This window comes from Tardiphaga sp. P4_G1, assembly GCF_056401215.1.
The window spans coordinates 102,220-125,817 of sequence record NZ_JBFUJU010000009.1 but is presented as its reverse complement, the minus strand read 5'-3'; the positions used below and the strand labels follow the sequence as shown (position 1 = coordinate 125,817).

Here is a 23,598-nt window from a genome sequence, read left to right as displayed (position 1 = left end):
AGCGAAGCATCACAGAATGTTTGCGATGCTCTCGTCATGCTGATCCCGATTGCAGGCGCAAACCGAAACGACCGAATGAAATTTATTTGAGAACGCTCAACCGAGCAGAATGATGCCACCCGGCAGCGCTGTCACACGTGCGTTGAAAATGTGCTCTATCTGATGCACGACTTGGTCCACGTTCTCGATCCTGAACCGGGCACTGAAACGTTCACGTCCAAGCGCCGCATTGGTCAGGATGATCCGGCCGCGTCGATAGCGATTGACCTCAACGACAACATCGGCAACCGGCATTGCCTTGAAGATCATGAGGCCGCCCTGCCATGCGGTCACCGTGCCCGTATCGGCCGCCGATGTGACGCCGACTCCTTGATCCGAATAGACGATCTGTTGTCCGGCCGTCAGGATTTGTCTGGCTGAGTTGCGCTCGATCGTCGTCTCACCATCGATACATGTCACGCAGACCGATGCCGGGTCGCGCCGCACATTAAAGCGCGCACGGCGTGCGACGATGTGGCCACCTCCCGCAACGACCGTCAGTGCTGACGAGCTTTGTAGTGGCGTCGCAACCACAGCCTCGCCAGTCAATAATTCGATACGATCGTCGCCAGACTTCGAGGATAGCATGGCGATGCTTGTCCGCGTGTTCATGTCGACGGCGATATTGTCGAACAGCTTGATCTGCCGGCGCTCGCCGATATCGGTCCGGTAGTCGGCCGCGAGTTCCGACCATGACGGCCACAGATCGAGCGGCGGGCGGACAGCAACGACAGTCGCTGCCGCAGCCGACGCCGCCAACGCACCGCCAATAAAGAGCCGACGGCTGGGTCGCACAACGCGCATCGCACCAGCCGGATGCGGTGTCTCCGATGCTGCGGTGCCGATCGTCTGCCACGCCCGGCTGGCGCGATCGAAGGCTTCCGCATGCGCGGGATCGCGCGCCGCCCAGCGCTTCAGATCGTCGATGTCCTTCTGGCTTGCATCGCCCGATGCAAATCGCGCCACCCAGTCATAGGCGTCGCGGTCCGGAAGGCCTGTCTGCCTCGATGTGTCTTCAGCCTTGGCCATCGCGTCCATATTTCGTCGATCGTCGCGTTAGGTATCTCATGTATCGGATGCATCGGCCGCCCTGGGACCGAAACGCTGGATGATCTTTCGTTCGATCCGCTCGCCGCAATGCCGGATCGCAGCTTTCAGCTCGAGTTCGGTCATCCGTAGCGAAATGCCATGTTGCTCGGCAATCGCACGCATCGGCAATCCCTCAATACGGGCCGCGAGCAGAATCTGCCGACGGCGCGGCGTCAGCTCCGCAAGCGCTTCACGCACCGCAGCCAGCTCGGATCGCGCCACCGCAACCCGTTCGGGATCCGGCGTCTCGTCGATCAGGTCCAGTGCCGAACGGGCATCATCGATAGTCGCGCTAACGCGCTCCTTATGAAGACGTTTGAGAGCGAGAAAATACGCAATACGCAGCAGATAGGAAAACGGCCGGCGAATCGGCTCGGCGGGCGTCACGCCTTCGAGTCGCATCCAGGCATCCTGCAGGGCATCCTCCGCCCGCTCCGCAGAACCGATCCGCCGGGTAAGTTGCTTCTTGAGCTCGGGATAATCGACGAGCAGCAGCCGGCGAAGACTTTGCCCGTTTGAATGCGTCATTGCTGCACCGCTTCAAGCTGTTGTGCAGACCGCGGCGACTTTTTACCGACGTCGTCGTTTGAAGAATCTTTGCGGGGCGCGACCAAGCATTGCCGGTCCGCTTTCGACACCGGCGGGAAAATCACTAATGTGACGGGTTGCGGCATGTCCGCAGGAGGCGCGACAAACCTCAACTGACTAATGATACTGGCGAGCGGCCGGCTTGCACCGTTTGCATCGGCGAGCACATCCGCACGTACAACCTCGCCTGTTGGTTTGAGCCACATCCGAAGCAAGACTTCGGTACGGCCGGTGGCCTCATCCGAGAGATCGCAGAGAATTTGGTCAACCTGCTGCTGAACAAGCGAGAAATACGGCTCGAAGCGCACATCCGCCCTGCCGGGCCCGGACGCTGCGCGCGCTCCAGTGTTTTCGGGGACGATCGTCAAGGACCAGGGTGCCGTAACATGCGCGACATAGCCTGAACCACCAAGTATGATCTGAATGGCGCGAAGCGGCGTGAATGTTCCGTGCGCTGCATTGGAATGACGTCGTTCGGCGATGGCAGCGTTGTAGAAGACATCCAGCCCCGTCGTCATACTATAGGCGTCCAGTGCGGCTCCCAACGGTTGCGCGGGGATGTCGAAACTTACCGGTCCTGATAACGACGAATCCCGCGTTGTTTCGGCACGCACCGGCTCGAGGAATGTCACGAGAAGGGACGACGCGAGCAGAACACATGCCCTTAGCGCGACGATCGCGCCGCCAGCGCCTTGGCCAAGCATGCCCCACCCTTTCTGCGCGCAGGATTGCCCAGCAACACGTCACCCCCGCGAGCCAAAGGCAATCGGCGGCGTGATACCGGTATAGTATGACAATCCAATGAACAGGAATTGCGACGCCACGGGCCTCCCCGCGGTCGGTGAAGACGCGGTGCATGGTCTTGATGACGTCGCCGCGCACGCCAAGGTCGCGGAGATTGCGCTCGGCCTCCAGCCCGACCATCCATTCGCCGGGGCCGGCAGGCGCGGCAAGGCCCATCTTCTCCAGGTGCTGGAGCCGTCCGATCATCAGGCGGCGGATTTCGGGGTCGGCCGCGCCAGGATTTTCGGGGCGCAGGTCGATGGCGCCCGTCTCATCGGCGGCCATGCGGATCTCAACGTCGAGCCGCGTCCAGCGTTCGGCCGCAATCTCCTTTTCCAGAGCGTTGCGGATCTCGTGCTCGGGCTTTGGACCAAGCTCGATAGACGCGAACTCCTCGACGCGCGAGCGCAGGCCCCGGCTGATGTAATCTCTGGAGATCACGAGGTCGGCGCCGGTCTGATAAAGCTCTTCGGCTTTGGCGCTCGTGTGCCGCGGATGCGGCCAGGCCGGATGCGTAACTCGCTGTCGCCTGCGCTCATGGCAAAGGCTCCACGAACGCGGAATGTGGAGCAGTGCCGAAAATGTTCTTGAATTCATTGGCGAAAGCATCAGGGGCGGCACGCGCCCCGACCGACCGGCACGGCAGAACCCAAGCCATCGCAATGGCTTGTGGTTCGACCAGCGAGCCTCTTTTATCTCGCCTTCCTAATCGGGCGTGCAAAGTCAACACTTCACTACGCTTTTTCGCGATTTTCCGCATATCACCATTTCCTTTCTCTCTGCGCTGATGGCGAGCAGAGTCCGCTATGACCACGTGCACGATCTGCATTCTCCAGGCGGGGTCCATGCGTTCCTTCGCGTTCAGCACTTGGCTGTCGCATGCTCTTCATCAGGTTCGTAAACAGGGCTGTCCAAGCAGTCCGGCGCTCTCGTCACATGGACGGAAGCAGGCAAGAGATAGCGGACATTCCCCGTTTCGCGGCCCCGCCAGGGGACGCTCACCGCGCGCGCGGATCTCTAATCTTTGCTCCTCTTCAACATGCTGGATGCAACACCAGCGCTAATTCCTTGCGATCCGTGCAGCAGTTACTGCGCAGGTTTCAATCGCAGCCGCTGCGTAACCTTGGCGCCGAAGCCGACGTGGAAATCGGTCTCGCTGATCCACATGCGATGCAGGATTCCGGCAAGCTTGCGCGCCACCGCGACGATCGCGCACAACATGCTTGATCGCTTAGCGATGCGAAGGCCCCACGCCCGTAGCGCAGACCACCTTCTAATTCGCAGCAGCAGGCTCGCGGCCGCCTCGCACAGCGCTTCGCGGACGTTGACGTTGCCTTGTTTAGTGATGCGCCCCTCAAAGTCGATCGAGGTGCCGGATTGATGTCGCCTGGGCGTCAACCCAAAATGGGCACCGACTGTTCGCGATCGAGTGAAGCGCAAGGGATCATCCACACCAACCTTGAACGAGAGCGCGGCGACCGGACCGACGCCTGGAACCGTCATCAAGCGGCGGCAGACCGGATCGTGCTGAACCACTTGCGGCACCACTCGGTGAAGTCGTTCATACCCCTCGAAGATCGCCCGCCTTACGTCCAGCATGGCCTCAATCATCAGAGAAAATACCGGGTCGCCGTGCTCGATCAGCTCCCGGACCCGAGCCTCGTATCCTCCCCGGCCGACTGCGCCAATCAGCAAGCCATAAGCCCTCAGCGTGCCACGAATATGGTTCTCGATGTCGATCAGTTTGCGCGTGAGGAGCTTCCTGTTGGCCAATAACGAGCGCATCTTCTGCATCTCGATATTCTCGACGTGGACGGCACGATACCAGCCCAGCCGCATCATCTGTGCGATGCCACGCGCATCGTTCCGATCGGTCTTATTGCGCATGGTCGACAACGACACCCGCATGTGGTGCGCTTCCACGACAATGACCGGCAGCCCAACGGGCTGCAGTTCCCGATACAGCCATATGCCAAGCGATGACGCTTCAACACCCACGCGATCGAGGCGATCCGCGCAGCCCTCAAGAGCGGCGCGGATCACCGCGGGCTCCGTGCTGATCTTAACTTCGCGGACCGTGAGACCCTCGCTATCGACGATGCAAAGGCTGGTTTCTTCAAGACCGACGTCCAATCCAACGTAGAGTTTCATCGGAGCTCTCCTTTGTGCCAACGACAGCCTAAGTCGTTGCACCAGGCTCCGGATTCCGCCACGGTTCGCTTATCCCCGTGCACCGGTTTCTCGGAGCCCGATTTGAAGAGCCGTCCCGCTGTCGTGCCTCCCTGCTGCTCTCCTCTTCCCGGCCGTTCTATCCTGGAGCACGCCATGGCACGACAAGCTGCAAATCCCGTCATTACAGGCCTCCCGCACTGGATCGAGCAACAAACAGGCCTCGCGCTTGCGGCAGGACTGCAGAGATATTGCGCATCGGATCGCCCGCCTGAGCGCGGTCCGATCGCTGCTCAGCCGACACACGATCGGTAGCGGTTGCGCGTTCGGGTCGTCCGATGAACAGCGGCGCCTCGGTCCATGACTTCGAATGAACAGCTGCGACGGAGATCGAATTGGCAAGTTCACCGTTACCGAAGAAAGGAGCAAGGGTCGCCACATAAGCGCGGGTCTCGGCCGGCAGCGGTCGGCCTCCGAGATATTGTTCGTAGCGGCCTGGTCCCGCATTGTACGCAGCTAGGAAGCCGGGCGAGCCATAGCGGTCGTGCAGTTCGTGGAGGTACGCAGCACCGGCCAGGATGTTGTCACGCGGATCGTAGGGATTGTCACCGAAGCGATGACGCGTGCGCAGATCTGCCCAGGTCTCGGGCATGATCTGCATCAACCCCATGGCACCTTTTGGCGATCTGGCCCACGCGTCACCAGCACTTTCGACGGTCATCACGGCGCGTATCCAGTGCGCCGGTATAGCGAAGCGGCGTGAGGCCTCTTCGATTAAATTCGCAAACGGTCCGGCAAGTCGTGCGCTCGCCGGATGTCCGGTTGATGCGTTATCGGCTTGTGCTGCATTCACCGGTACGATCGCAAACGACAACACCATTACGACGGTACAAGCGACCGTCCCTAAACGACGCAAACATGCCACCGTACTCGCGCCCGTCCAGGGTGAAGCTTCTTCGCGCCGGCCTTGCGGCCGCCCTGGACCGCAACTGCGCGCGGCGGCTTTGCGATTGTTGGTCGGGAAATGGGTTATCGCGGAGCGCCGTCATTGCTAGTCTTTGCGCTCTGATCCCCAATGACAGGAGCAGCAAAATGCAACCGATTGCCCAATATGTTGGCCTCGATGTCTCTCTTGAGGAAACCAAAGCTTGCGTAGTCGACGAATCCGGCCGTCCGATCTGGCGCGGTAAGTGCGCCTCTATACCGGACGACATTGAGAAGCTTGTCAGTAAGCATGCGCCGAACGCCGCTCGCATTGGCCTCGAGACGGGGATGCGTTCGGTCTGGTTGTTCCATGAACTCAAGAGCTGCGGACTGCCGGTGGTTTGTATTGATGCGCGTCCCGCTAAAGCGGCGGTATCGCTGCAGATCAACAAAACAGGCGCGAACGATGCGCACGGCATTGCTCAAATCGTGCGCGTCGGTTGGTATCGGCAAGTGCCGGTAAAGAGTATGCAGACGCACGCCGTCCGTGCCATGACCACCGCACGAGCGCAGTTCGTCAGCACGGCTTTGAAGATCAAAAATACTGTCCGCGGGTTGCTCAAGACCTTTGGAGTGGTGCTCAAGATCGGCAGTCAACTCCGGTACGTTCAATTGGTCCGGACGGCCATCCAGGATCACCCAATTCTGCTTACGATCATCGAGCCGATGCTGATCGCACTTACCTCTTTGCAAGAGCAGACATCCAAGCAAAACGGCAGCGGGGCCTTTGAGGCTTAAGGAGCTCCAGCGTATGATTTCCCAAGCTTTTAATGACGTCGGGTAGTCGTCGCAATAAAGCGGCCGAAGGTGGCCCTCAGTGACACAAATTTGCGTATCCGGGGTCTCGTAAGGTTTCCGAATGGCCTTCGGCACGATGGTGTAGATATTGTCCCAGTACAGGAGCGCCGAACGTAGCCAGGTCTGATCGCTCACGTCGATGTTTGGATAGTAGAGCGCCGATCCGGTCAGGGTCTTTCCACCGCAAACCTCCCAAAAGCACCTCGTCTGGAAGACCTACACTACAGTCCAGATCGCTCCTCGCATCTGCCCACGGCTCACTCGGGCCTACTTTTCGGTTGGCCTGGGCAACGTCAAAGAATCTTTGGAAGGCTTATAAAACGGTGCTTAAAGGCGGCCCGCAGATGGTCGCTTCCCAACAGGGTCGTCACCAAAGACATGGTGCGCGCCATCGAGCCGCAGCGCTGTAGACGGATTATAGGCTCGATTGCTTGCGCCAGATCGACATATCTACACCCGATCACCGCAAATTGCCGCATACGGAAATAAGGGCTCTTTCCATACACAGACTCAACGGATTTGATGGTGCAGCACCTCGTTGACACGGGAGGCATTCTTTGAACGCACGCACGGGCCTCAACTTCAGAATTTCGGTTGGCGCGATCCGTAAAGACGCGGCAGACGGCCAGCCAAAAACTGAGTCACCGGTCGTAGAGACTTCACCTTTTGCGCTACAATAATGTCGAAAGCCAAATTCACAGAAGCCGATGTTAAGCGCGCCGTGAAAGGCATCATCGATGGCGGCGGCAGGGTCGCGAGCGTTGATATCTGGCCTGACGGACGCATATCGATTACAGTCAAAGAGGACAAACACCGCTCGATCGCCCCGGAAGATGATCCGGAGGTGTCGCGGAGGCTTCTGTGAAAATTGGCCGATCTGCCCTGCCCTTGCCGCGCTACACGAGGCGCAAACGCCTCAAGAAGGGCGGGATCGGATATTTTTTCGATCCGCCGACGTGGGCACGCAAGAGCGGTTGCCCAATCAAGAATGAACCGCTGGGTACCGATTACGACTTGGCGGTGCAGCGCGCCGAAAGGATATTACTACCCGCGTTCGACAGCTGGCTGAGCGGCGGCGAAGATGCAAATCCGGTCGGCATCGGCGTGGTGATCGGAACGCTGGACTGGATGTTTCACGAGTACCGCCGGACGTGGAAACAGAAAACTGCGAAGCGATTGCAGCCGTTGAGCCCCGGACAATGCCGCGTCCATGAAACCGGCATCAAGATGATCTGCGAATATCTGTTGCAGGATGGCAGACGTCTAGGCGCGCGGCGGGTGTCGAGCATCGACACGGCGTTTGCTGACGATCTGTTCGAGAAGCTGCTCTACAAAAAAGTTGATAGCGAGAAGATCGAACGCCGCACTACCGTTAATCACGCCATGAAAACCGCGCGCGGCGCGTGGAACACAATCTCACGGGCGCACCCTCACATGTTTCCGCCGCGAAACCCATTCGAAAAGATGGGCCTGCGATCGACATCGCGCGAGACGCCGCACGCGAACTTTGATGAACTGATGGCTTTCCGCGCCAAGGCATTCGAAATGGAATTCGCGTCGCTGGCAACCGGCGTTCTGATCGGCTGGGAATGGCTCCAGCGCAAGGCGCATATCTTCATCCGATTTATGGCCGAGCACTATCGCCCGGACAGCCACCCGAACCACGTTTACGTCATCAACTACAAAACCAGCACCGGCTCATGGGAACCGTTGTTCGATAAGAAGGGCAAGCCGCTTTATCCCCTGCTGATGGCTGAGCTGGATGCCATGAAGGCGCTGCGGCCAACAGGCGGCCTGATGTTGCGGCGGGACGGCAGCAACCTGCCGTGGAGCGGCAAGGGCGAGATGCTGACGCAAGTGGAGCGCATCTCGAAAAAGATCATCATCGCTGCGGGCTTGCGACCTGAGCTAACCTTCACATCGTTCGGTCGGCACGGCGGGGCCACTGAATCTAAATCGTCGGGACTGACCACGTTGCAATTGATGGACAAGGGTCAGTGGTCGTCGGTGGCGGCGATGGCGAACTACCTGCACGACGACGACGAAGGCAAGCAGCAAGCTCAGATCAAGCGCATTAAACGGCGCGAGCAGGCGGCCAAAAAGTGAACGTTTGTCGGAATGAATTTGTCGAGCTTGTCGGAATGGAATGTTCTTGACGCGCTAAGTCATTGAAAACATTGGAGCGGGTAGAGGGAATCGAACCCTCGTATTCAGCTTGGAAGGCTGCTGCTCTACCATTGAGCTATACCCGCGTGTCGCGTCAGGTAACACGTTGCGCGGCGGGTCTCAACCTCATGCGAGGTCGCATCCCCTGCCCGCTGCGACCGGCGGATTACGGTTGGATTTCAAGGGGATGGCGTGTGGACATGCGATGTGCGGCTGAAGGCCGGCCGTCAATGCCGGGCCGCCCTCTTTGTCATTCCGGGGCAGGACGGACCGCGAAGCGGGCCGGACTGAGCCCGGAATCCCGGAGTGTTTAGCGCTGAACATGCTGGGATTCCGGACTCGGTCCCGTCACCTGCGGCGCCGGTCCCGCCCCGGAATGACGAGTGTGGGGGCGGCAAGACAGCGCCCAAACATTTTTTCCTATCTCCCGTTGACAATATCCCCATCAGGTTTATATTCTCCTTTGTCCTGCCCCACCGAGAGGGGCGATCGCGATCGTCACGTTCGCGGGGTGGGATGCGGTGGACGCCGGAGATGCGGCGTCACGCGGTTCATGGGGGAACGTCTGTCTTCGGGCAGGACGGATCTGCGCCAGCACTGCCACTGGCAGGAGACGGCCGACCTTGGAATGGAAAGACTCCTGGACAGTGTGACGGACGACCAAGTCAAAACGCGTTCGGCTTACTCGCTTGAGGCTCCCTTCCCATCGCCTTGGGACTTTAATTCGGTGATCGGATCGTTCGCTGAGGCAAAGTGCAAGCAACCGAAAAAACACCGCAGGCGGAACGTCGGGCAATCGCTCGGCGCCTCCGAAAGTCCTGATGCATTACCCCATGCGGAAGACCGCATTCGCATCAGGCCCAAGGGTGCATCGGGCACCCGGCGTTCCGCACGCCCTCTCGATTGAGGGTGGGAAGGAATGCGCAAAACTCGGACGCCATTGGCGCCGCGAGAATGCGGAAGCGTGTTTTCAGGACGGTGGGGCTGTTTGAAATTTACATCTGCGATGGCGCACGGACGCCAGAGGAATCCCTCCCCCTTGCGGGGAGGGTCGGCCGATAGGCCGGGGTGGGGGTGCCACACGGTACGTCGCTTGTGGAAACACCCCACCCGTCTCGATGCTCGCTGAACGCTCGCATCGATCCACCCTCCCCGCGTCGCGTGGCTGCGCCACGCTAGGGGGAGGGAAAAGAAAGAACGCCTCGCCTGCTCGGCGAAGCGCTCGCTGCCCTACCAGGTCGCGAGCACCGAGCCCTTGAACTTCTCGTCGATGAACGCCTTCACCTCGGGCGACTGATAGCTTTCCACCAGCGTCTTCACCCAGGGCTTGTCCTTGTCCACGGCACGCACGGCGATGATGTTGGCGTAAGGACCCTTCGGGTCCTCGCGCAGGATCGCGTCCTTCACGGGATCGAGGCCAGCCTGGGTGGCGTAATTGGTGTTGATCCCTGCGACATCAACGTCAGGCAGCGTGCGCGGGAGCTGCGCGGCATCGACTTCGGTGATCTTCAGCTTCTTCGGATTGTCGGTGATGTCGAGCAGGGTCGGCTTGAAGCCGACGCCGTCCTTCAGCTTGATGATGCCCTTGTCGCGCAGCAGGATCAGCACGCGGCCGCCATTGGTCGGATCGTTCGGGATCGCCAGCGTGGCGCCTGACTTGACCTCGTCCCAGGTCTTCACCTTCTTCGAATAGATGCCCATCGGGAAGTTGATGGTGTTGCCCACAGCGACGATCTTGTATTTGCGATCGGCCACCTGGTTGTCGAGATAGGGCTGATGCTGGAACGAATTGGCCTGCAGGTCGCCGGCTTCCAGCGCCGCATTTGGCACGACGTAATCGGAGAATTCGACGATCTGGATGTCGAGGCCCTTCTTGGCGGCGACGGCCTTGGCAGCTTCCAGCACCTGCGCATGCGGACCGGGAGTCACGCCGACCTTGATGGTCTCGGCTGACGCGGCGCCGGTGAGCGCGGCGAAAGCGAGGATGGAGAGAAGATAGCGACGAAGAGACATTGTGTTTTCCATTGTGAGTAAACGAGTGTGAGCGGGCCCGCTGCAGCGGGTGACCACTCAGGAATGTCGCGTGCGCTTGTCGAGGCGGCGCGAGATGAAGTCGCCAAGGCTCTGCACGCCCTGCACGAGACAGATCAGCACGGCGACGACGGTCGCCATGACTTCCGGCATGAAGCGCTGATAGCCGTAGCGGATGCCGAGATCGCCGAGGCCACCGCCGCCGACGGCGCCGACCATGGCGGAGTAACCGATCAGGCTGACGGTCGCGAGCGTCAGCGCCAGCGTCACCGCCGGCATCGCTTCCGGCAACAAGACCTTCCAGACGATCTGCAGCGGGCTGGCGCCAAAGGCACGCGCGGCTTCGACGAGGCCCTGATCGACTTCGCGGATGGCGCCTTCGATGACCCTGGCGATGAACGGCGTCGCGGCAATGGTCAGCGGGACGACGGCGGCGCTGGTGCCGATCGAGGTGCCGGCGATCAGCCGCGTCAGCGGCACGATGGCGACGACAAGAATGATGAACGGCGTCGAGCGCGTGGCATTCACCACGAGGCCAAGCAGCCGATTGACGTTCGGCGCCGGGAACAGCTCACCGGCCCGGCTGGTCGCCAGGAAGATGCCGAGCGGCAATCCGGCCAGCGTGCCGAAAATGCCAGCCAGCGCCACCATGGTGAGCGTGTCCAGCGTCGACCACAGGATCATGTTGATCAGTTCAGGCGACATAGCCGAGATGCTCCACGGTGTTGCGGGTCGCGGTGAGATCGGCGATCAGCTTCGCCTGCAGTTCCGGCTCGGCCGCGACGGAGGCGATCAGCGTGCCGAACGGATGGTCGGCGACATATTCGATCTGGCCATGCATGATGTTGAAGTCCACGCCATAGGCACGCGTTAGCCGTGAGAGTACGGGCTCATCGGCATCGGCGCCGGTGAAGGCGATGCGGATCACGGCCTGACGGCCGGGCGCATAGTCCGCCAGCAACTTGCTTTGCAGCCATTCCGGCACATTGCCGCCGGTGACTTCGCCGACGAAACGCTTGGTCGTGGCGTGGGTCGGCCTCGAGAAGATCTCGTAGGTGGTGCCCTGCTCGATGATCTGGCCGCCTTCCATCACGGCGACGCGCTGCGCGAGCTTCTTCACCACGGACATTTCGTGGGTGATGAAGAGGATGGTGAGATTGAGATCGGCATTGATCTGCTTGAGCAGCGCGATGATCTGCGCGGTGGTCTCGGGGTCGAGCGCGGAAGTCGCCTCGTCCGACAGCAGCACTTTCGGTTTGGTGGCGAGCGCGCGTGCGATGCCGACGCGCTGCTTCTGACCGCCGGAGAGTTCGGCCGGATAACGGTCGCGCTTGTCGGCGAGGCCGACCATGTCGAGCAGCGGCTCGACGATTCCCTTGATGTCCTTGCGCGGCGTGCCGGCGATCTCCAGCGGCAGCGCGATATTGTCGAACGCAGTACGCGACGACAGCAGGTTGAAATGCTGGAAGATCATGCCGATCGAGCGGCGCGCCTGGCGCAGCGCCTTCTCATCCAGCGATCCGATGTCGAGGCCGTCGACGGTGACCTTGCCGTGGGTCGGCTGCTCAAGCCCGTTGATGAGACGGATGAGCGTCGACTTGCCGGCGCCGCTCTTGCCGATCACACCGACAATGGCGCCTTCGGGCACCACGAGGTCGATGTTGTCGACCGCCTTCACCTCGGCGGAATCCTTCCGCGACGGGAAGATCTTGCTGACGCCATCGAAGGAGATGATGGCACGCCCTTGTTGGCCAGGATCTTGCGGATCGAGAACTGGCACGGGCGCTCCGGTCGGCTTGGACAGGGGAGCGTTCATTGAATGACGTTTCTGCGCAGTTGTGAAGCACGGGGCCGGCCTGCGTGTCGCGGGCGCCGTGGCTGCAACCTACTGATTTCGGGCAACATTTCAACCGCACTGCACAAATGAGGAAAATCCAGCGGTTTCAATGGCCTGCGGGAGTAAAAGAGTGCCGGGAGACGGCTGGTGACAGCGCTAATCGTCTCCCGGCGAGTTTTCGGGAGCTTACGAGCCCGGGGTCCAGGTCCAGACGATGTCCTTCACATTGATCGCCTTGGGGATCAGGCCGAGCTTGTGGAAGCGATCCGCCGTTTCCTGCTGGGTGGCAATGATCCGGTCATTGATCGGCACCACCGTGTAGTTCGAACGTTCGACGGCGCGCGTGGTCGCCGCCTTGTCGACGCCGGTCGCCTCCTGAAGCTTCGTTGCGACCTCCGGCCGATTGGCCTCGGCCCACTTTCCTTCATCGGCAAAGGTCTTGTTGAACAGCGCGACGATATCCGGATGCCTGGTGGTAAAATCCTTGTTGGCGAGGAAGAACGAAATGGAATCCTGCACGTCCTTGGAGAAGGCAATTACCCGCGCCTGCTTGCCCTCGGCGAGCGCGAGATACGGATCCCAGATCGACCACGCGTCGATATTGCCACCGGCGAATGCTGCCACCGCGTCGGCGGGGCCGAGATAGACCGGCGTGATATCCGCATAGGTCAATCCGGCCTTCTCCAGCGCAGCAATGATGGTGTTATGCGCGCTCGATCCCTTGCCGAAGCCGACCTTCTTGCCCTTGAGATCGGCGAGCGTCTTGATCGGCGAATTGTCGGGAACGACGATGCCCTGATTGTAGCCCCGCGACGGGATGGCGGCGATATAGACGAGATTGGCACGCGCAGCCTGCGCGAAGATCGGCGGCGCGTCGCCGGCATAGCCGAAGTCGACATTACCCGTATTGATCGCTTCGAGGATCGGCGGCCCGAACTGGAACTCGACCCAGCGCACGCTGATGCCCTTTTCCTTGAACACCTTCTCCAGCGTCGCGCGCTGCTTCACTGCCGGGAAGATACCGGCCTTCTGAAAGCCGATGCGGATTTCCTTCAGCTCCTGCGCCGCGGCTGGCGATGCGATCAGTCCGGCTGACAGCAACAGTGCTGCAGAGAGACCTGCGACCACAGATCGTCGGGAATAGGACATGCGCTGTTGCTCCATTTGCGCCCGGGCGATGCAAGGGCGTGATGCTGAAACGCTACGCGCGATTGCGAAGATTGTGCTTTCAAAGGTCGCGGGCAGTCTGCAAGTTTTGCAATCCGAAGGTCAGCTCCGGGAGCAGCTTCATCTCCGCCGCAGGGAAATAACCTGCTCTTCCGGAGCCAGCCAGAAGGCATGCGGAGAACGTTTCCGCTGCACAACAAGGCCATCGCAGCATGCCTGCATCGCCGCGCCCGGAACTACAGTTGGCCATTTCATTGACGGAAACGCGCTGCTCTCGCACCTTTGCTGCTCACGAAACATCATCAGCAAAGCAGTCCCAACATGCTTCCGATTCACATCGCCCGCTTCATCGAACGCTTCGTGTTCCGGCGCACCCGGGCGCTGCAACTGGCCGCCGTGGCCTCCATGCTGTCGGTCTCCTTCGCCTGCGCACAGACACCGGACACGGTGCGCATCGGCTATCAGAAGTCGTCGACGCTTATCGCCGTGCTGAAGACCAATGGCGAATTGGAGAAGGCGCTCGCGCCGCTCGGCGTGAAGATCAGCTGGCATGAATTCACCAGCGGCCTGCCGCTGCTCGAAGCCATCAACACCAACAATGTCGACTTCGGCGCCGATGTCGCCGACACCGTGCCGCTGTTCGCGCAGGCGGCCGGCGCCAAGCTCGCTTACATCGCCGAGGAAGCCGCCTCGCCAGCCGCACAGGCGATTGTGGTTCCAGCGGAGTCGCCGCTCAAGACGGTCGCCGATCTCAAGGGCAAGAAGGTCGCGGTGACCAAGGGTGCCGGCAGCCACTTCCTGCTGCTCGCCGCACTGAGCAAAGCCGGCCTCACCTTCAAGGACATCCAGCCTGCCTATCTGCCACCGGCCGATGGTCGCATCGCCTTTGTCGGCGGCAATGTCGATGCCTGGGTGGCGTGGGATCCGTTCCTCACCAGCGCGCAGCGTCAGTCCAATGCGCGCGTGCTTGCCGATGGCAGTAACGGACTCGCCAGCTACAAGCGCTACTACCTGTCGTCGGCCGCCTATGCCGACAAGCGCGGCGATGTCCTGAACGTCATTTTCAAGAAGCTCGATGAAACCGGCAAATGGGCCAAGGCCGAGCCGAAGGAAGCCGCCAAGCTCCTCTCAAGCCTGTGGGGCATCGACGCCGCCACTGTCGAGGAAGCCAACAGCCACCGCTCCTACAAGGTCGGCGCCGTCACCAAGGCCGGCCTGTCCGAGCAGCAGATCATCGCCGACGCCTTCTTCAACGAAAAACTGATCCCCGTGAAGGTCGACGCCAGCGACGTGAGGATCTGGGCGCCGAAATAATCCCATTCTGACATTCCCTGAAAGACAACGACAATGAAGACCGCCCTCTCCGTCATCGCCGCCGCGATGCTCGCACTCGTCTCCTTTGGCGAGCATGCCAATGCGCAGTCCGCCACCAAGCCTGAACTGAAGGTCGGTTTCGTGCCCGGCCCCTATATCGACGGCTTCAAGAAGGGCGTCGAGCCCGAGCTGAAAAAGAAGGGCTACACCGTCAAATATTATGAGTTCTCGACGGGCCTGGAAGCCAACACCGCGGTGTTCAAGAACGACATCGACGCCAATGTGATGCAGCACACGGTGTTCCTCGACAGCTATAACCAGCGCCAGAAGACCGACCTGACCGGCATTATCACGGTGCCGACGCCGCCGATGGGTCTCTATTCGACCAAGCACAAGACATCCGATGCCGTGAAGGCCGGCGCTACCGTGGTGGTGCCCAATGATCCCGTAAACCTGCAGCGCGCGCTGTGGATCCTGCGCGATCTCGGCTGGATCGAGATCAAGGACAATAACCCCGTCGATGTCACCGAGCTCGACGTGATCAAGAATCCAAAGGGCATCAAGATCGTCCCCCTGGAAAACGCCCAGGCTCCCCGCGCCCTCGGTGATGCCGACTTCGCCGCTGTGCAGGGCAATTTCGCGATCTATAGCGGGCTGAAGCTGACCGAGGCCTTCGCGCTGGAAAAGATGACCAAGCCCTACACCAATGTCGTGGCCGTCCGCCGGGGCAATGCCGAGGCGCCGTGGGCGAAGGACATCGTTGCCGCCTATCAGTCGGACACGTTCAAGACCGCCATCCGCAACGACAAGTTCTACGCCGGCTTCACCCTGCCCGAATACTTCAACTGAGCGCAACCTACGCGCGCAGGCTGCCATAGGCGACAATCATACCGAACCGCGGATTTGACTCCCAGCGCGGCTCGGTTACGCTTTCCGGAGGCGTTATGAGACGCCTTCGGAAACGAGGGACATGAGAGGTCGGGTCGTCGGGCTATTGCTGGTTTTGTACGCGATCGCCACACCGGCGACCGCCCAGACGCTGTCAAGCTTCGAGATCGCCGCCCGCTCCCGCGGCACCCCCGACATTCCCGGCCTCAACATGGTCTGGCTAAGGCCATGGACCGATCTCCGCCACGCCCGTGAATGGCGCAACATCGTCGTGCATCAGTCGGAAGGCGCGGTCGGCTCCGCCTGGCGTAACGCGGTCGCGCAGATGCAGAAACCTGATCGTCGCGGCGTCGCCATCTGGATCGAGACCGATGGCACGGTTTACTGGTCGACGCCCGAATGGGCGGTGCCGAACCATCTCAACCGCGGCAACCGCAACGACAACAAGTATATCGACAACAGCGGGACCTATCAGCAGATCGACAATGACTCATCGATCGGGGTCGAGTTCGTCGGCAACTACCCCAATGTCCGCAAGCCGCCGACTGATGCGCAGATCGCAGCCTGGCGCGTACTCGTCCGCGTGCTGCAGGCCCGCTACGACATCCCGAATGAGCGTGTCTTCGCCCATAACTGGATCGACTATAAGGATCGCCGCTACTGCGAAGGCTGCGAACTCGCCAGGATCGCCCGGACCCAGGGAATCGAGACTGCGCAGCAGATAGCCCCTGCGCATCAAGCCGAGAGCAGCAAGTAGGCCTTACGTTCCGACGCGCAGCGCCGCGCGCTGCTTGCGCAGATAGGCGATCACCGACAGCGCGGTGATGCGGCCGGTCTTCGGGTTCTCTGACGGGATGTTTTCGATCTGCATCGAGAACCGTGCGGAATCCGAATCCACCTCGACACGATGGACGTTGCGGGTCAGCGCCGGATCGGCCCAGATCTCCAGCGTCGTGGCATCAGGCCCCGCGCCTGCAAGCGACAGCGCGACGGCGACGTTGAGATTGGCGGGAAAGCCCTTGGCGGCTTCGCGCGCAGTGCCCTCGAAAATCTTCATCGGTTCGGTGATGCTCTCGATGTCAATCTTGTTCTCGACGATATAGGGCGCGCCGGCGAGGCCCTTCACCGGCTTGCGCGTCACCATCCTCACCGAATTGATCTTGCCCTCGGCCGCTGCGGTCACCGCATCGAGCCCGATCAGGGCGCCAGTCGGCACCACGATCTGACCGCCGTTCTGCTTGGCCAGCGCGACGAGATCCTCATTGAACAACAGCGCTCCAGCGCTCAGCACGATCGCGGTCTTGCCCTTGCTGACGAATGGCTTGACGATTTCGGGCAGCAACGCCGCGGGCGCACATTCGATCACGATATCGGCGACATCCACGAGATCCGCGATCGGCAGCACCGGCGGCGCCTTGCCGAGACCTGACAGGAACGCCTGATGCTTCTCCGGATTCTGCACGGCGACCGCCGCCAGAACCAGACCGTCAATACCGCGGTCCAGGGCTTCGGCCACCTTGCGGCCGATCGGGCCAAGACCAACAATGGCCACGCGCGTGGGAGACTTTGCTTCAGTGCTCATTACGTCGATCTCGTTCAATGATTCAGGGGCATACCGCCACATCCGGAAACGGTTCTCCCCCGGAAAGGCCGCAATGTCCATGCGGTGACGTCAGCCAGTTTAGAAGGCTTCCGGCCTCACGCCATCGTGCAGCACGTGCGACAATCCCGGGCTTGCACGTAAAAGGACGTTTCGCTACCTCTGCCGTGATTGCTGTCTCGGCGAGGCCGCACGTAAGCGTTAACGTGAACCAACGCGCCGATCGAACCTGATCCAGGCTCGACCTGCGCGACATCGTGTCAAACAGGCCGATCTGGATTCCCCGGGAATCCACATGACCGACACATCTTCAGAAGCAATTTCCAACGACCTTCATCGCATCACGCGCGTTCGTCACGAGCTGAAGCGCCGTCTGCTCACCGTCAAGCGCGTGACGTCGGTGACGCCGCATATGAAGCGCATCACCCTCACGGGCGACGACCTCGATGGCTTCGTCAGCGCGTCCTATGACAACCACGTCAAGGTGTTCTTTCCGCGCCCCGGCGAAAACGAACCGTTGATGCCCGTCTTCAGCGAAGGCCGCGTGCTGGTCGATGAGAGCGCGCGGCCAATCGCGCGGGACTACACGCCCCGGCGCTATGACGCAGCCGCCAAAGAGCTCGACATCGATTTCGCCATTCATGATGCTGGGCCTGCCACGACCTGGGCCACCGAAGCGAAGCCGGGCGATAAAATCGGTATCGGCGGCCCGCGCGGCTCGTTCGTGGTGCCGGACGACTTCGACTGGTACCTGCTGATCGGCGACGAGACTGCCCTGCCCGCCATCGGCCGCCGACTTGAAGAACTGCGTCCTGCCACGCGGGCCATCGTGATCGCAGAAGTCGCCGACGCCGCCGAGGAGCAGGTCTTCGCAGCGAAGGCCTCCGTCACCATCAACTGGCTGCATCGTGGCCAGCAGAGCGCCGGTTCGACCACCCTGATGGAAGATGCTCTGCGCAGCCTCAAGCTTCCCGTTGGCGACGGCTATGCCTTTATTGCCACGGAATCCGAAGTCGCCAAGCGCCTCCGCAGGATTCTCGTCGACGAGCGCCAGCATCCCAAAGCGTGGGTCAAGGCGTCTGGCTATTGGAAAGGCGGCGCAGAGAACTATCATGAACCGCATGACGATTGATCGTCACATCTGCAGATAGCAGGGAGTACCGGTGTCCCATCGTTTCACGCGCCGCGATTTCACTGGGGCGGCCGGCGCGCTCGCCGCCGGCCTCGCCGTCCCGACTGCGCAGGCTGAGGCTCAAACAGTCTCGGCCACACCGGCGGCGCTTCCCAACGACCGGCGTTTTCCGGCGGATTTCGTCTGGGGCACCGCAACGTCGGCCTATCAGATCGAGGGTGCCGTCGCGGCCGAAGGCCGCGGCCCCTCGATCTGGGATAGCTATTCGCACACACCGAGCAAGATCCGCGGCGGCGGCAACGGCGACCACGCGGTGGATCATTTCCATCGCTACAAGGAAGACGTCCAACTGATGAAGGCGCTGGGCGGGAAGGCCTATCGCTTCTCCATCTCTTGGTCGCGCGTGTTTCCGGCCGGCGTGGGCACGCCCAATCCGCAAGGGCTGGATTTCTACAACCGTCTCATCGACGAATTGCTCGCCAGTGGGATCGAGCCATTCGCCACCCTGTATCACTGGGATCTGCCGCAGGCGCTGCAGGACCGCGTCGGCGGCTGGGCGTCGCAGGATACATCGAAGGCGTTTGGTGATTATGCCGCCCATGTCGCGCAGCGCATCACCGACCGCGTCAAAAACATCTTCACCATCAATGAATGCGGGACCTTCGTGGATTTCGGCTATGGCCGCGGCCCGGTGGAGCTCGCGCCCGGCCTCAAGCTGCCACAGCCGCAGCTCAACCAGGTTCGCCATCACGTCGCACTGGGCCATGGCATGGCTGTACAGGCGATCCGCGCCAATGGACGCGCCGACACCAGGGTTGGCCTCGCCGAGAATGTCGCATCCTGCGTCCCGGCCATCGAAACACCGGCCAATATCCGCGCCTCCGAAATCGCAACGCGCGAGATGAATGGTGGCTATATGACCGTCATTCTCGAAGGCAGATACACCGATGCGTTTCTCGCCTATGCCGGCAAGAATGCGCCGAGCTTCACCGCCGAAGAACTGAAGATCATTTCTTCCCCCGTCGATTTCGTCGGTCTCAACGTCTACATGCCGCAATATTATGTGGTGGCGAGTGGGGATCAAAACGGCTTCGCACTGGTGCCGTTCCCGACCTCGTTCCCGCGCATGGATTCGGACTGGCTGCGGATCGGGCCGGAAGCGCTGTATTGGGCTCCGCGCAATGTCGCCAAGGTCTGGAACGTCAAGCAGATCTATATCAGCGAGAACGGTACATCCGCCGCCGACCGGCCGGCCGGTGACGGCAAGATCCACGACCTCGACCGCGTCATGTATCTCAGGAACTATCTCACGCATCTGCAGCGCGCGACGTCGGAAGGCATCCCCGTAAAAGGGTATTTCCACTGGAGCCTGATGGATAACTTCGAATGGTCGGATGGATATGAAAAACGCTTCGGGCTGTATCACGTCGATTTCGAAACGCAGAAGCGTGCGCCGAAGCTCAGCGCGGAGTTCTATCGCAGCCTGATCGCGGCGAACGCGCTCGTCTAGCTTAGAGCAACTTCCCATCCGCTCCGAAGAACGGATGCGGGCCGTCGAAGTCGCCGATCGGCACCTGATGGGTCACCAGATGGCCGCCCTCCTCGCCGTCTGGAAACCAGACATGCAGGTGGAAAGCCGGCGGCTCGACGCGGAAAGACGGCGGACGCAATTCGGCGATATCGAGATCGACCGCGTGGTTCGGCGCCGGGCAGATGGTCGCGACGGTTCCGGCGAATGTCGTCAGTGTCGCGCGATGGACGTGGCCGGCGGCGACGATCTTAACGCGCGGATACTTGCGGACCATGGTAGCGAGCTCATCCGCCTTGAACAGGTCCTGCACGTCCATATGGGTGATGCCAGTGCGGAACGGCGGATGATGCAGGAACAACAATGCCGGCCGCTCGCGCGACGATGCCAGCGTGGCATCCAGCCACTCCAGCGTTGCCGCTTCCAGCGTGCCGTGCGGCTTTCCCGGAACATGCGAGTCCAGCAGGATGATATCGAGCGGACCAACCGTCCGCGCCTGATCGAGCGGCCCCGACGACTTGGCATAGGCCCAATCGGGAAATGCCGCGCGCATCATGTCGCGGGCGTCGTGATTGCCGGGGACGCCGATGAACGGGATCTTGAGCGGCGCCAGCAGTCGCCACAGATGCTCGTACTCGCCGGGCGTCGGCGTATCCACGAGATCGCCGGAGATGACAACGAGATCCGGCCGCGGTTCGAGCGCGTTGAGCTCGGCCACACAGCGCTCCAGCGCCTTGGCCGTGTCGACCTTGCCATAGGCCAGCTCGCCTGGCGCCTTGATATGCAGATCGGAGATCTGCGCGATGATGGTGGGCTTCGACATCAATCTTCTTTCGGCAACACGCGAACCGCTTGAGGCGCGACCGACAGGCCGACGCGCTCCCCTGCACGCACATTGATGGTGTTCGGCGCGTCCACCGTCAACGGCTTGTTCGCCGCACCCGTCACCACGAGACGCTGGCGATCACCGATAAAGGCGACGCTTTCGACCATGCCGCGCAGGAAGGCGTCCGCTTCGGCGACAATTCCGATGGTCTCCGGCCGGATCATCGCCACTGCCGCAGCGTTGTCGGCGGCATCATTGAGCGCCAGCCAGCCGCCGGGCAGCGTCAGCCGACCGCCGCTCACCGGCCCCTCGACGATATTGGCGGCGCCGACGAATTCGGCGACGAAACGGTTCTGGGGAGCAAAGTAGATCTCGCGCGGCGTGCCGATCTGGGCGATAGCGCCCTTGCGCATCACCACAATGCGGTCACCGAGTTCCATCGCTTCGGCCTGATCGTGAGTCACATAGATCGCGGTGATCCCGAGCGAGCGCAGCAGGCTGTTGAGTTCACTGCGCAGCCGGTCGCGTAGCGACGCATCGAGCGCCGTCAACGGCTCGTCCAGCAGCAGCACGCGCGGCCGCACGGCCACCGCGCGCGCCAGCGCAACGCGCTGACGCTGGCCGCCAGATAATTGATCGATCCGGCGGTTTTCGAGCCCGCCTATATTGGTGAGCGCCACCATCTCGGCGACACGCGCCGCGCGCGCAGCCTTGTCGACGCCGCGGATCTTCAGCCCGTAGCCGATATTCTCGGCCACCGTCATGTTGGGAAACAGCGCATAGGACTGGAACACCATGCCGACATGGCGCTGCTCGATCGGCACCGCGGTCATGTCGGTCTTGTCGAACAGCACACGACCACCGACATCGGGCGTCTCCAGCCCGGCGATGATCCGCAGCATGGTGGTCTTGCCGCAGCCGGAGGGACCGAGCAGCACCAGCGTCTCACCACTGACGATATCCAGCGAAGCCGGCGCCAGAGCCTGCGTACCGTCCGGAAAGGTCTTGCCGCAGTTCTGGATATGGACGGCCGCGCCGTGGCCTGCGATCCCGCTCATTTCTTTTCGCCCTTCTCGGCAAACATCTGCATCGCCACCAGAAGAGGCACAATCATGATGAAAAAGATCAGTGTGTAGGCCGATGCCACTTCCAGCCGCATCGACGCGTAGCTGTCGGCGAGACCGACCGGCAGCGTCTTGGTGAGCGGCGTGTGCAGCATCCAGGTCAGATTGAACTCGCCGAGCGACAGCGTCACCACCATCAGCGATCCGGCGAGAATGCCGGGCATGGCGTTCGGCACGATGACATTGCAAAACCGCGTCCATGGCGAGGCGCCGAGCGAGGCAGCGCCCTCGTCCAGCGTCTTAATGTCCACCGAAGCGAACACCGCCATCACCGAGCGCACCATGAAGGGCATGGTGAAGACCACATGGCCTGTGAGGATGAACAGCCACGACTGCCGGAAGCCACCGAAACCGCCATAGGTCAGTAGCAGCGCCAGCGCGATAGCCAGGCCGGGAATCGCCAGCGGCAGCGTGATGATCTCCTCGATCACGCGCGACAACCTCCCGCCCTTCACGTGTAGTCCATAAGCCGCGGGCACGCCGACAACCAGCGTCACCGCCAGGGTCGCGAAGGCGATCAGGAACGACAGCCCGATTTCACCGGCATAGAGGTTCCAGACCTGCACCACCCATTGCAGTGTGACGCCCGACTGGATGCCGCGAAAGTAGTTGACGGTGACGCCGGCGGAAATCGACAACACAACGGGCACGACGAGAAACGCCGCAACGAGCAGTGTAAATCCGAGCTGGCCAGCGAAGATGAGGCGGTCGCGCATGGCTTACCCCGCCGCCGCGACAGCGCCGCCGCTCATTGAGCGGGCCAGCGCGAGGATTGCCCAGGCGATCACGCCGAGTCCGATCGACAGCGCCGCCGAGATCGCAAAATTCGCCGCCAATGTGAACTCGGTATAGATCAGCATCGGCAGCACATCGATATTGGTCGCAAGCGTGAAGGCCGTGCCGAACGCACCCATCGCCGTCGCGAAGGCAATCGCGCCCGAGGCGACGAAAGCCGGCCCGAGCGCCGGCAGCACGACATCGCGCTGGACCGCCCACGGGCTCGCACCGAGTGAACGCGCAGCCTCCTCCAGCCCGATATCGAGCTTCTGCACCGCGGCCATCACCGTGAGGATCACGCGCGGGATCGAGAAATAGAGATAGCCGAGAAACAGACCGAAAATCGAATAAGCGAACACGACTTTCTCGCCCGTCACCGCGGCGGTGATGGCACCGATCAGACCCTGACGTCCGGCCAGCAGAATGATCAGGAAGCCGACCACGACCCCGGGAAATGCCAGCGGGAATGTCAGCATCGCGATCAGCACGGCGCGGCCGGGAAACCGATGACGCTGCAGAAAGAGGCCGGCGATGGTGGCAATCACCAGCGTGGCGACGGTCGTCGCCGCAGCGAGTACGACCGTATTGATCAGCGTGGCGCGATAGCGCGGCTCGGTGATGATCGCGAGATAGGCGGACACGCCGCGCGATCCACCGGCACCGACGGCGAGCAATTGCGCCATCGGCAAGAGGAAGAAGGCTGCTGTCACCACCACGAGCGGCAGCAGGCAGATCCAGATGAAATTACGATGCGACAT

The 23,598-nt window shown here is 61.5% G+C and carries 22 protein-coding genes, 1 tRNA gene and 1 pseudogene; 8 read left to right on the top strand and 16 right to left on the bottom strand.

Going from position 1 to position 23,598, the window contains the following annotated elements:
* Positions 1-96: 96 nt before the first annotated feature.
* From AC1DUY_RS22095 to AC1DUY_RS22070, 6 genes and pseudogenes are all read right to left on the bottom strand, one after another.
* Positions 97-1,077 carry a FecR family protein gene (locus tag AC1DUY_RS22095; protein ID WP_478117081.1) on the bottom strand — a complete coding sequence of 327 codons (981 nt, stop codon included), beginning with the start codon at positions 1,075-1,077 and terminating at the stop codon, positions 97-99.
* Positions 1,078-1,104: 27 nt separating this feature from the next.
* Entirely contained in the window at positions 1,105-1,656 is a 552-nt protein-coding gene (locus AC1DUY_RS22090; RefSeq protein ID WP_478117079.1) for an RNA polymerase sigma factor, read from the bottom strand.
* A complete protein-coding gene (locus AC1DUY_RS22085) occupies positions 1,653-2,234 on the bottom strand; it encodes an STN domain-containing protein (protein WP_478117077.1) in 582 nt (193 codons plus the stop codon). Before AC1DUY_RS22085 ends, AC1DUY_RS22090 begins: the two co-directional genes overlap by 4 nt.
* A gap of 295 nt (positions 2,235-2,529) precedes the next feature.
* Positions 2,530-2,958: pseudogene (locus tag AC1DUY_RS22080) on the bottom strand (DUF3363 domain-containing protein); the annotation flags it as partial.
* Between the two features lie 627 nt (positions 2,959-3,585).
* On the bottom strand, positions 3,586-4,650 hold the full coding sequence (locus tag AC1DUY_RS22075; RefSeq protein ID WP_478117075.1) for an IS110 family RNA-guided transposase: 1,065 nt from the start codon (positions 4,648-4,650) through the stop codon (positions 3,586-3,588).
* A gap of 202 nt (positions 4,651-4,852) precedes the next feature.
* Complete coding sequence (locus AC1DUY_RS22070; protein ID WP_478117073.1) at positions 4,853-5,548, bottom strand: lytic transglycosylase domain-containing protein; 696 nt, start codon at positions 5,546-5,548, stop codon at positions 4,853-4,855.
* 212 nt (positions 5,549-5,760) lie between these two features.
* Between AC1DUY_RS22070 and AC1DUY_RS22065 the strand changes: the two genes are divergently transcribed.
* The 3 genes from AC1DUY_RS22065 to AC1DUY_RS22055 all read left to right on the top strand — a co-directional run bounded on the left by AC1DUY_RS22065 (position 5,761) and on the right by AC1DUY_RS22055 (position 8,556).
* The gene (locus tag AC1DUY_RS22065) at positions 5,761-6,390 is read left to right on the top strand and encodes an IS110 family transposase (RefSeq protein WP_478117071.1); all 630 of its coding nucleotides are present in this window, start codon (positions 5,761-5,763) and stop codon (positions 6,388-6,390) included.
* 739 nt (positions 6,391-7,129) lie between these two features.
* Positions 7,130-7,315 carry a hypothetical protein gene (locus AC1DUY_RS22060; RefSeq protein ID WP_478117069.1) on the top strand — a complete coding sequence of 62 codons (186 nt, stop codon included), beginning with the start codon at positions 7,130-7,132 and terminating at the stop codon, positions 7,313-7,315.
* Positions 7,312-8,556 carry a hypothetical protein gene (locus tag AC1DUY_RS22055; RefSeq protein ID WP_478117067.1) on the top strand — a complete coding sequence of 415 codons (1,245 nt, stop codon included), beginning with the start codon at positions 7,312-7,314 and terminating at the stop codon, positions 8,554-8,556. Before AC1DUY_RS22060 ends, AC1DUY_RS22055 begins: the two co-directional genes overlap by 4 nt.
* A 72-nt stretch (positions 8,557-8,628) precedes the next feature.
* On the opposite strand, the gene AC1DUY_RS22050 is transcribed toward AC1DUY_RS22055, so the two are convergent.
* From AC1DUY_RS22050 to AC1DUY_RS22030, 5 genes are all read right to left on the bottom strand, one after another.
* Positions 8,629-8,702 (bottom strand) — tRNA-Gly (locus tag AC1DUY_RS22050).
* 1,144 nt (positions 8,703-9,846) lie between these two features.
* Positions 9,847-10,641, bottom strand: a complete 795-nt coding sequence (locus tag AC1DUY_RS22045) for a MetQ/NlpA family ABC transporter substrate-binding protein (RefSeq protein WP_439064235.1) — start codon at positions 10,639-10,641, stop codon at positions 9,847-9,849.
* 45 nt (positions 10,642-10,686) lie between these two features.
* Positions 10,687-11,352 (bottom strand): methionine ABC transporter permease, encoded by a 666-nt coding sequence (locus tag AC1DUY_RS22040; protein ID WP_068732062.1) that lies wholly within the window; start codon positions 11,350-11,352, stop codon positions 10,687-10,689.
* Positions 11,342-12,463 carry a methionine ABC transporter ATP-binding protein gene (locus tag AC1DUY_RS22035; protein ID WP_478117064.1) on the bottom strand — a complete coding sequence of 374 codons (1,122 nt, stop codon included), beginning with the start codon at positions 12,461-12,463 and terminating at the stop codon, positions 11,342-11,344. Before AC1DUY_RS22035 ends, AC1DUY_RS22040 begins: the two co-directional genes overlap by 11 nt.
* Before the next feature lie 207 nt (positions 12,464-12,670).
* Positions 12,671-13,633 carry an aliphatic sulfonate ABC transporter substrate-binding protein gene (locus AC1DUY_RS22030; RefSeq protein WP_478117062.1) on the bottom strand — a complete coding sequence of 321 codons (963 nt, stop codon included), beginning with the start codon at positions 13,631-13,633 and terminating at the stop codon, positions 12,671-12,673.
* 423 nt (positions 13,634-14,056) lie between these two features.
* Between AC1DUY_RS22030 and AC1DUY_RS22025 the strand changes: the two genes are divergently transcribed.
* The 3 genes from AC1DUY_RS22025 (at position 14,057) to AC1DUY_RS22015 (ending at position 16,610) form a co-directional block, all read left to right on the top strand.
* Entirely contained in the window at positions 14,057-14,965 is a 909-nt protein-coding gene (locus AC1DUY_RS22025; protein WP_478117263.1) for an aliphatic sulfonate ABC transporter substrate-binding protein, read from the top strand.
* Between the two features lie 33 nt (positions 14,966-14,998).
* Positions 14,999-15,814 (top strand): MetQ/NlpA family ABC transporter substrate-binding protein, encoded by an 816-nt coding sequence (locus AC1DUY_RS22020; protein ID WP_320444700.1) that lies wholly within the window; start codon positions 14,999-15,001, stop codon positions 15,812-15,814.
* 121 nt (positions 15,815-15,935) lie between these two features.
* Entirely contained in the window at positions 15,936-16,610 is a 675-nt protein-coding gene (locus AC1DUY_RS22015; protein WP_478117059.1) for a peptidoglycan recognition protein family protein, read from the top strand.
* Positions 16,611-16,613: 3 nt separating this feature from the next.
* Here AC1DUY_RS22015 and AC1DUY_RS22010 read toward each other — a convergent pair whose 3' ends face one another.
* A complete protein-coding gene (locus AC1DUY_RS22010; protein ID WP_478117057.1) occupies positions 16,614-17,435 on the bottom strand; it encodes an aspartate dehydrogenase in 822 nt (273 codons plus the stop codon).
* Between the two features lie 313 nt (positions 17,436-17,748).
* Between AC1DUY_RS22010 and AC1DUY_RS22005 the strand changes: the two genes are divergently transcribed.
* Positions 17,749-18,585 (top strand): siderophore-interacting protein, encoded by an 837-nt coding sequence (locus tag AC1DUY_RS22005; protein WP_478117055.1) that lies wholly within the window; start codon positions 17,749-17,751, stop codon positions 18,583-18,585.
* A 31-nt stretch (positions 18,586-18,616) separates the two neighbouring features.
* Positions 18,617-20,095 (top strand): GH1 family beta-glucosidase, encoded by a 1,479-nt coding sequence (locus AC1DUY_RS22000; protein ID WP_478117053.1) that lies wholly within the window; start codon positions 18,617-18,619, stop codon positions 20,093-20,095.
* A gap of 1 nt (position 20,096) precedes the next feature.
* Here AC1DUY_RS22000 and AC1DUY_RS21995 read toward each other — a convergent pair whose 3' ends face one another.
* The 4 genes from AC1DUY_RS21995 to AC1DUY_RS21980 are packed head-to-tail and all read right to left on the bottom strand — an operon-like array spanning position 20,097 to position 23,598.
* Positions 20,097-20,936 carry a phosphodiesterase gene (locus AC1DUY_RS21995; protein WP_478117051.1) on the bottom strand — a complete coding sequence of 280 codons (840 nt, stop codon included), beginning with the start codon at positions 20,934-20,936 and terminating at the stop codon, positions 20,097-20,099.
* Positions 20,936-21,997 carry an ABC transporter ATP-binding protein gene (locus AC1DUY_RS21990; protein WP_478117049.1) on the bottom strand — a complete coding sequence of 354 codons (1,062 nt, stop codon included), beginning with the start codon at positions 21,995-21,997 and terminating at the stop codon, positions 20,936-20,938. Before AC1DUY_RS21990 ends, AC1DUY_RS21995 begins: the two co-directional genes overlap by 1 nt.
* Complete coding sequence (locus AC1DUY_RS21985) at positions 21,994-22,779, bottom strand: ABC transporter permease (RefSeq protein WP_149533874.1); 786 nt, start codon at positions 22,777-22,779, stop codon at positions 21,994-21,996. Before AC1DUY_RS21985 ends, AC1DUY_RS21990 begins: the two co-directional genes overlap by 4 nt.
* A 3-nt stretch (positions 22,780-22,782) precedes the next feature.
* On the bottom strand, positions 22,783-23,598 hold the full coding sequence (locus AC1DUY_RS21980; protein WP_089264758.1) for an ABC transporter permease: 816 nt from the start codon (positions 23,596-23,598) through the stop codon (positions 22,783-22,785).

Coding starts and splice junctions, on each gene's coding strand:
- AC1DUY_RS21990 (WP_478117049.1), bottom strand. CDS start 21,997: ATGAGCGGGATCGCAGGCCACGGCGCGGCCGTCCATATCCAGAACTGC.
- AC1DUY_RS22005 (WP_478117055.1), top strand. CDS start 17,749: ATGACCGACACATCTTCAGAAGCAATTTCCAACGACCTTCATCGCATC.
- AC1DUY_RS22060 (WP_478117069.1), top strand. CDS start 7,130: ATGTCGAAAGCCAAATTCACAGAAGCCGATGTTAAGCGCGCCGTGAAA.
- AC1DUY_RS22090 (WP_478117079.1), bottom strand. CDS start 1,656: ATGACGCATTCAAACGGGCAAAGTCTTCGCCGGCTGCTGCTCGTCGAT.
- AC1DUY_RS22035 (WP_478117064.1), bottom strand. CDS start 12,463: ATGAACGCTCCCCTGTCCAAGCCGACCGGAGCGCCCGTGCCAGTTCTC.
- AC1DUY_RS22025 (WP_478117263.1), top strand. CDS start 14,057: ATGCTGTCGGTCTCCTTCGCCTGCGCACAGACACCGGACACGGTGCGC.
- AC1DUY_RS22045 (WP_439064235.1), bottom strand. CDS start 10,641: ATGGAAAACACAATGTCTCTTCGTCGCTATCTTCTCTCCATCCTCGCT.
- AC1DUY_RS22070 (WP_478117073.1), bottom strand. CDS start 5,548: ATGGTGTTGTCGTTTGCGATCGTACCGGTGAATGCAGCACAAGCCGAT.
- AC1DUY_RS21980 (WP_089264758.1), bottom strand. CDS start 23,598: ATGTCGCATCGTAATTTCATCTGGATCTGCCTGCTGCCGCTCGTGGTG.
- AC1DUY_RS22075 (WP_478117075.1), bottom strand. CDS start 4,650: ATGAAACTCTACGTTGGATTGGACGTCGGTCTTGAAGAAACCAGCCTT.
- AC1DUY_RS22065 (WP_478117071.1), top strand. CDS start 5,761: ATGCAACCGATTGCCCAATATGTTGGCCTCGATGTCTCTCTTGAGGAA.
- AC1DUY_RS22020 (WP_320444700.1), top strand. CDS start 14,999: ATGAAGACCGCCCTCTCCGTCATCGCCGCCGCGATGCTCGCACTCGTC.
- AC1DUY_RS22030 (WP_478117062.1), bottom strand. CDS start 13,633: ATGTCCTATTCCCGACGATCTGTGGTCGCAGGTCTCTCTGCAGCACTG.
- AC1DUY_RS21985 (WP_149533874.1), bottom strand. CDS start 22,779: ATGCGCGACCGCCTCATCTTCGCTGGCCAGCTCGGATTTACACTGCTC.
- AC1DUY_RS22015 (WP_478117059.1), top strand. CDS start 15,936: ATGAGAGGTCGGGTCGTCGGGCTATTGCTGGTTTTGTACGCGATCGCC.
- AC1DUY_RS22010 (WP_478117057.1), bottom strand. CDS start 17,435: ATGAGCACTGAAGCAAAGTCTCCCACGCGCGTGGCCATTGTTGGTCTT.
- AC1DUY_RS22040 (WP_068732062.1), bottom strand. CDS start 11,352: ATGTCGCCTGAACTGATCAACATGATCCTGTGGTCGACGCTGGACACG.
- AC1DUY_RS21995 (WP_478117051.1), bottom strand. CDS start 20,936: ATGTCGAAGCCCACCATCATCGCGCAGATCTCCGATCTGCATATCAAG.
- AC1DUY_RS22085 (WP_478117077.1), bottom strand. CDS start 2,234: ATGACGACGGGGCTGGATGTCTTCTACAACGCTGCCATCGCCGAACGA.
- AC1DUY_RS22095 (WP_478117081.1), bottom strand. CDS start 1,077: ATGGACGCGATGGCCAAGGCTGAAGACACATCGAGGCAGACAGGCCTT.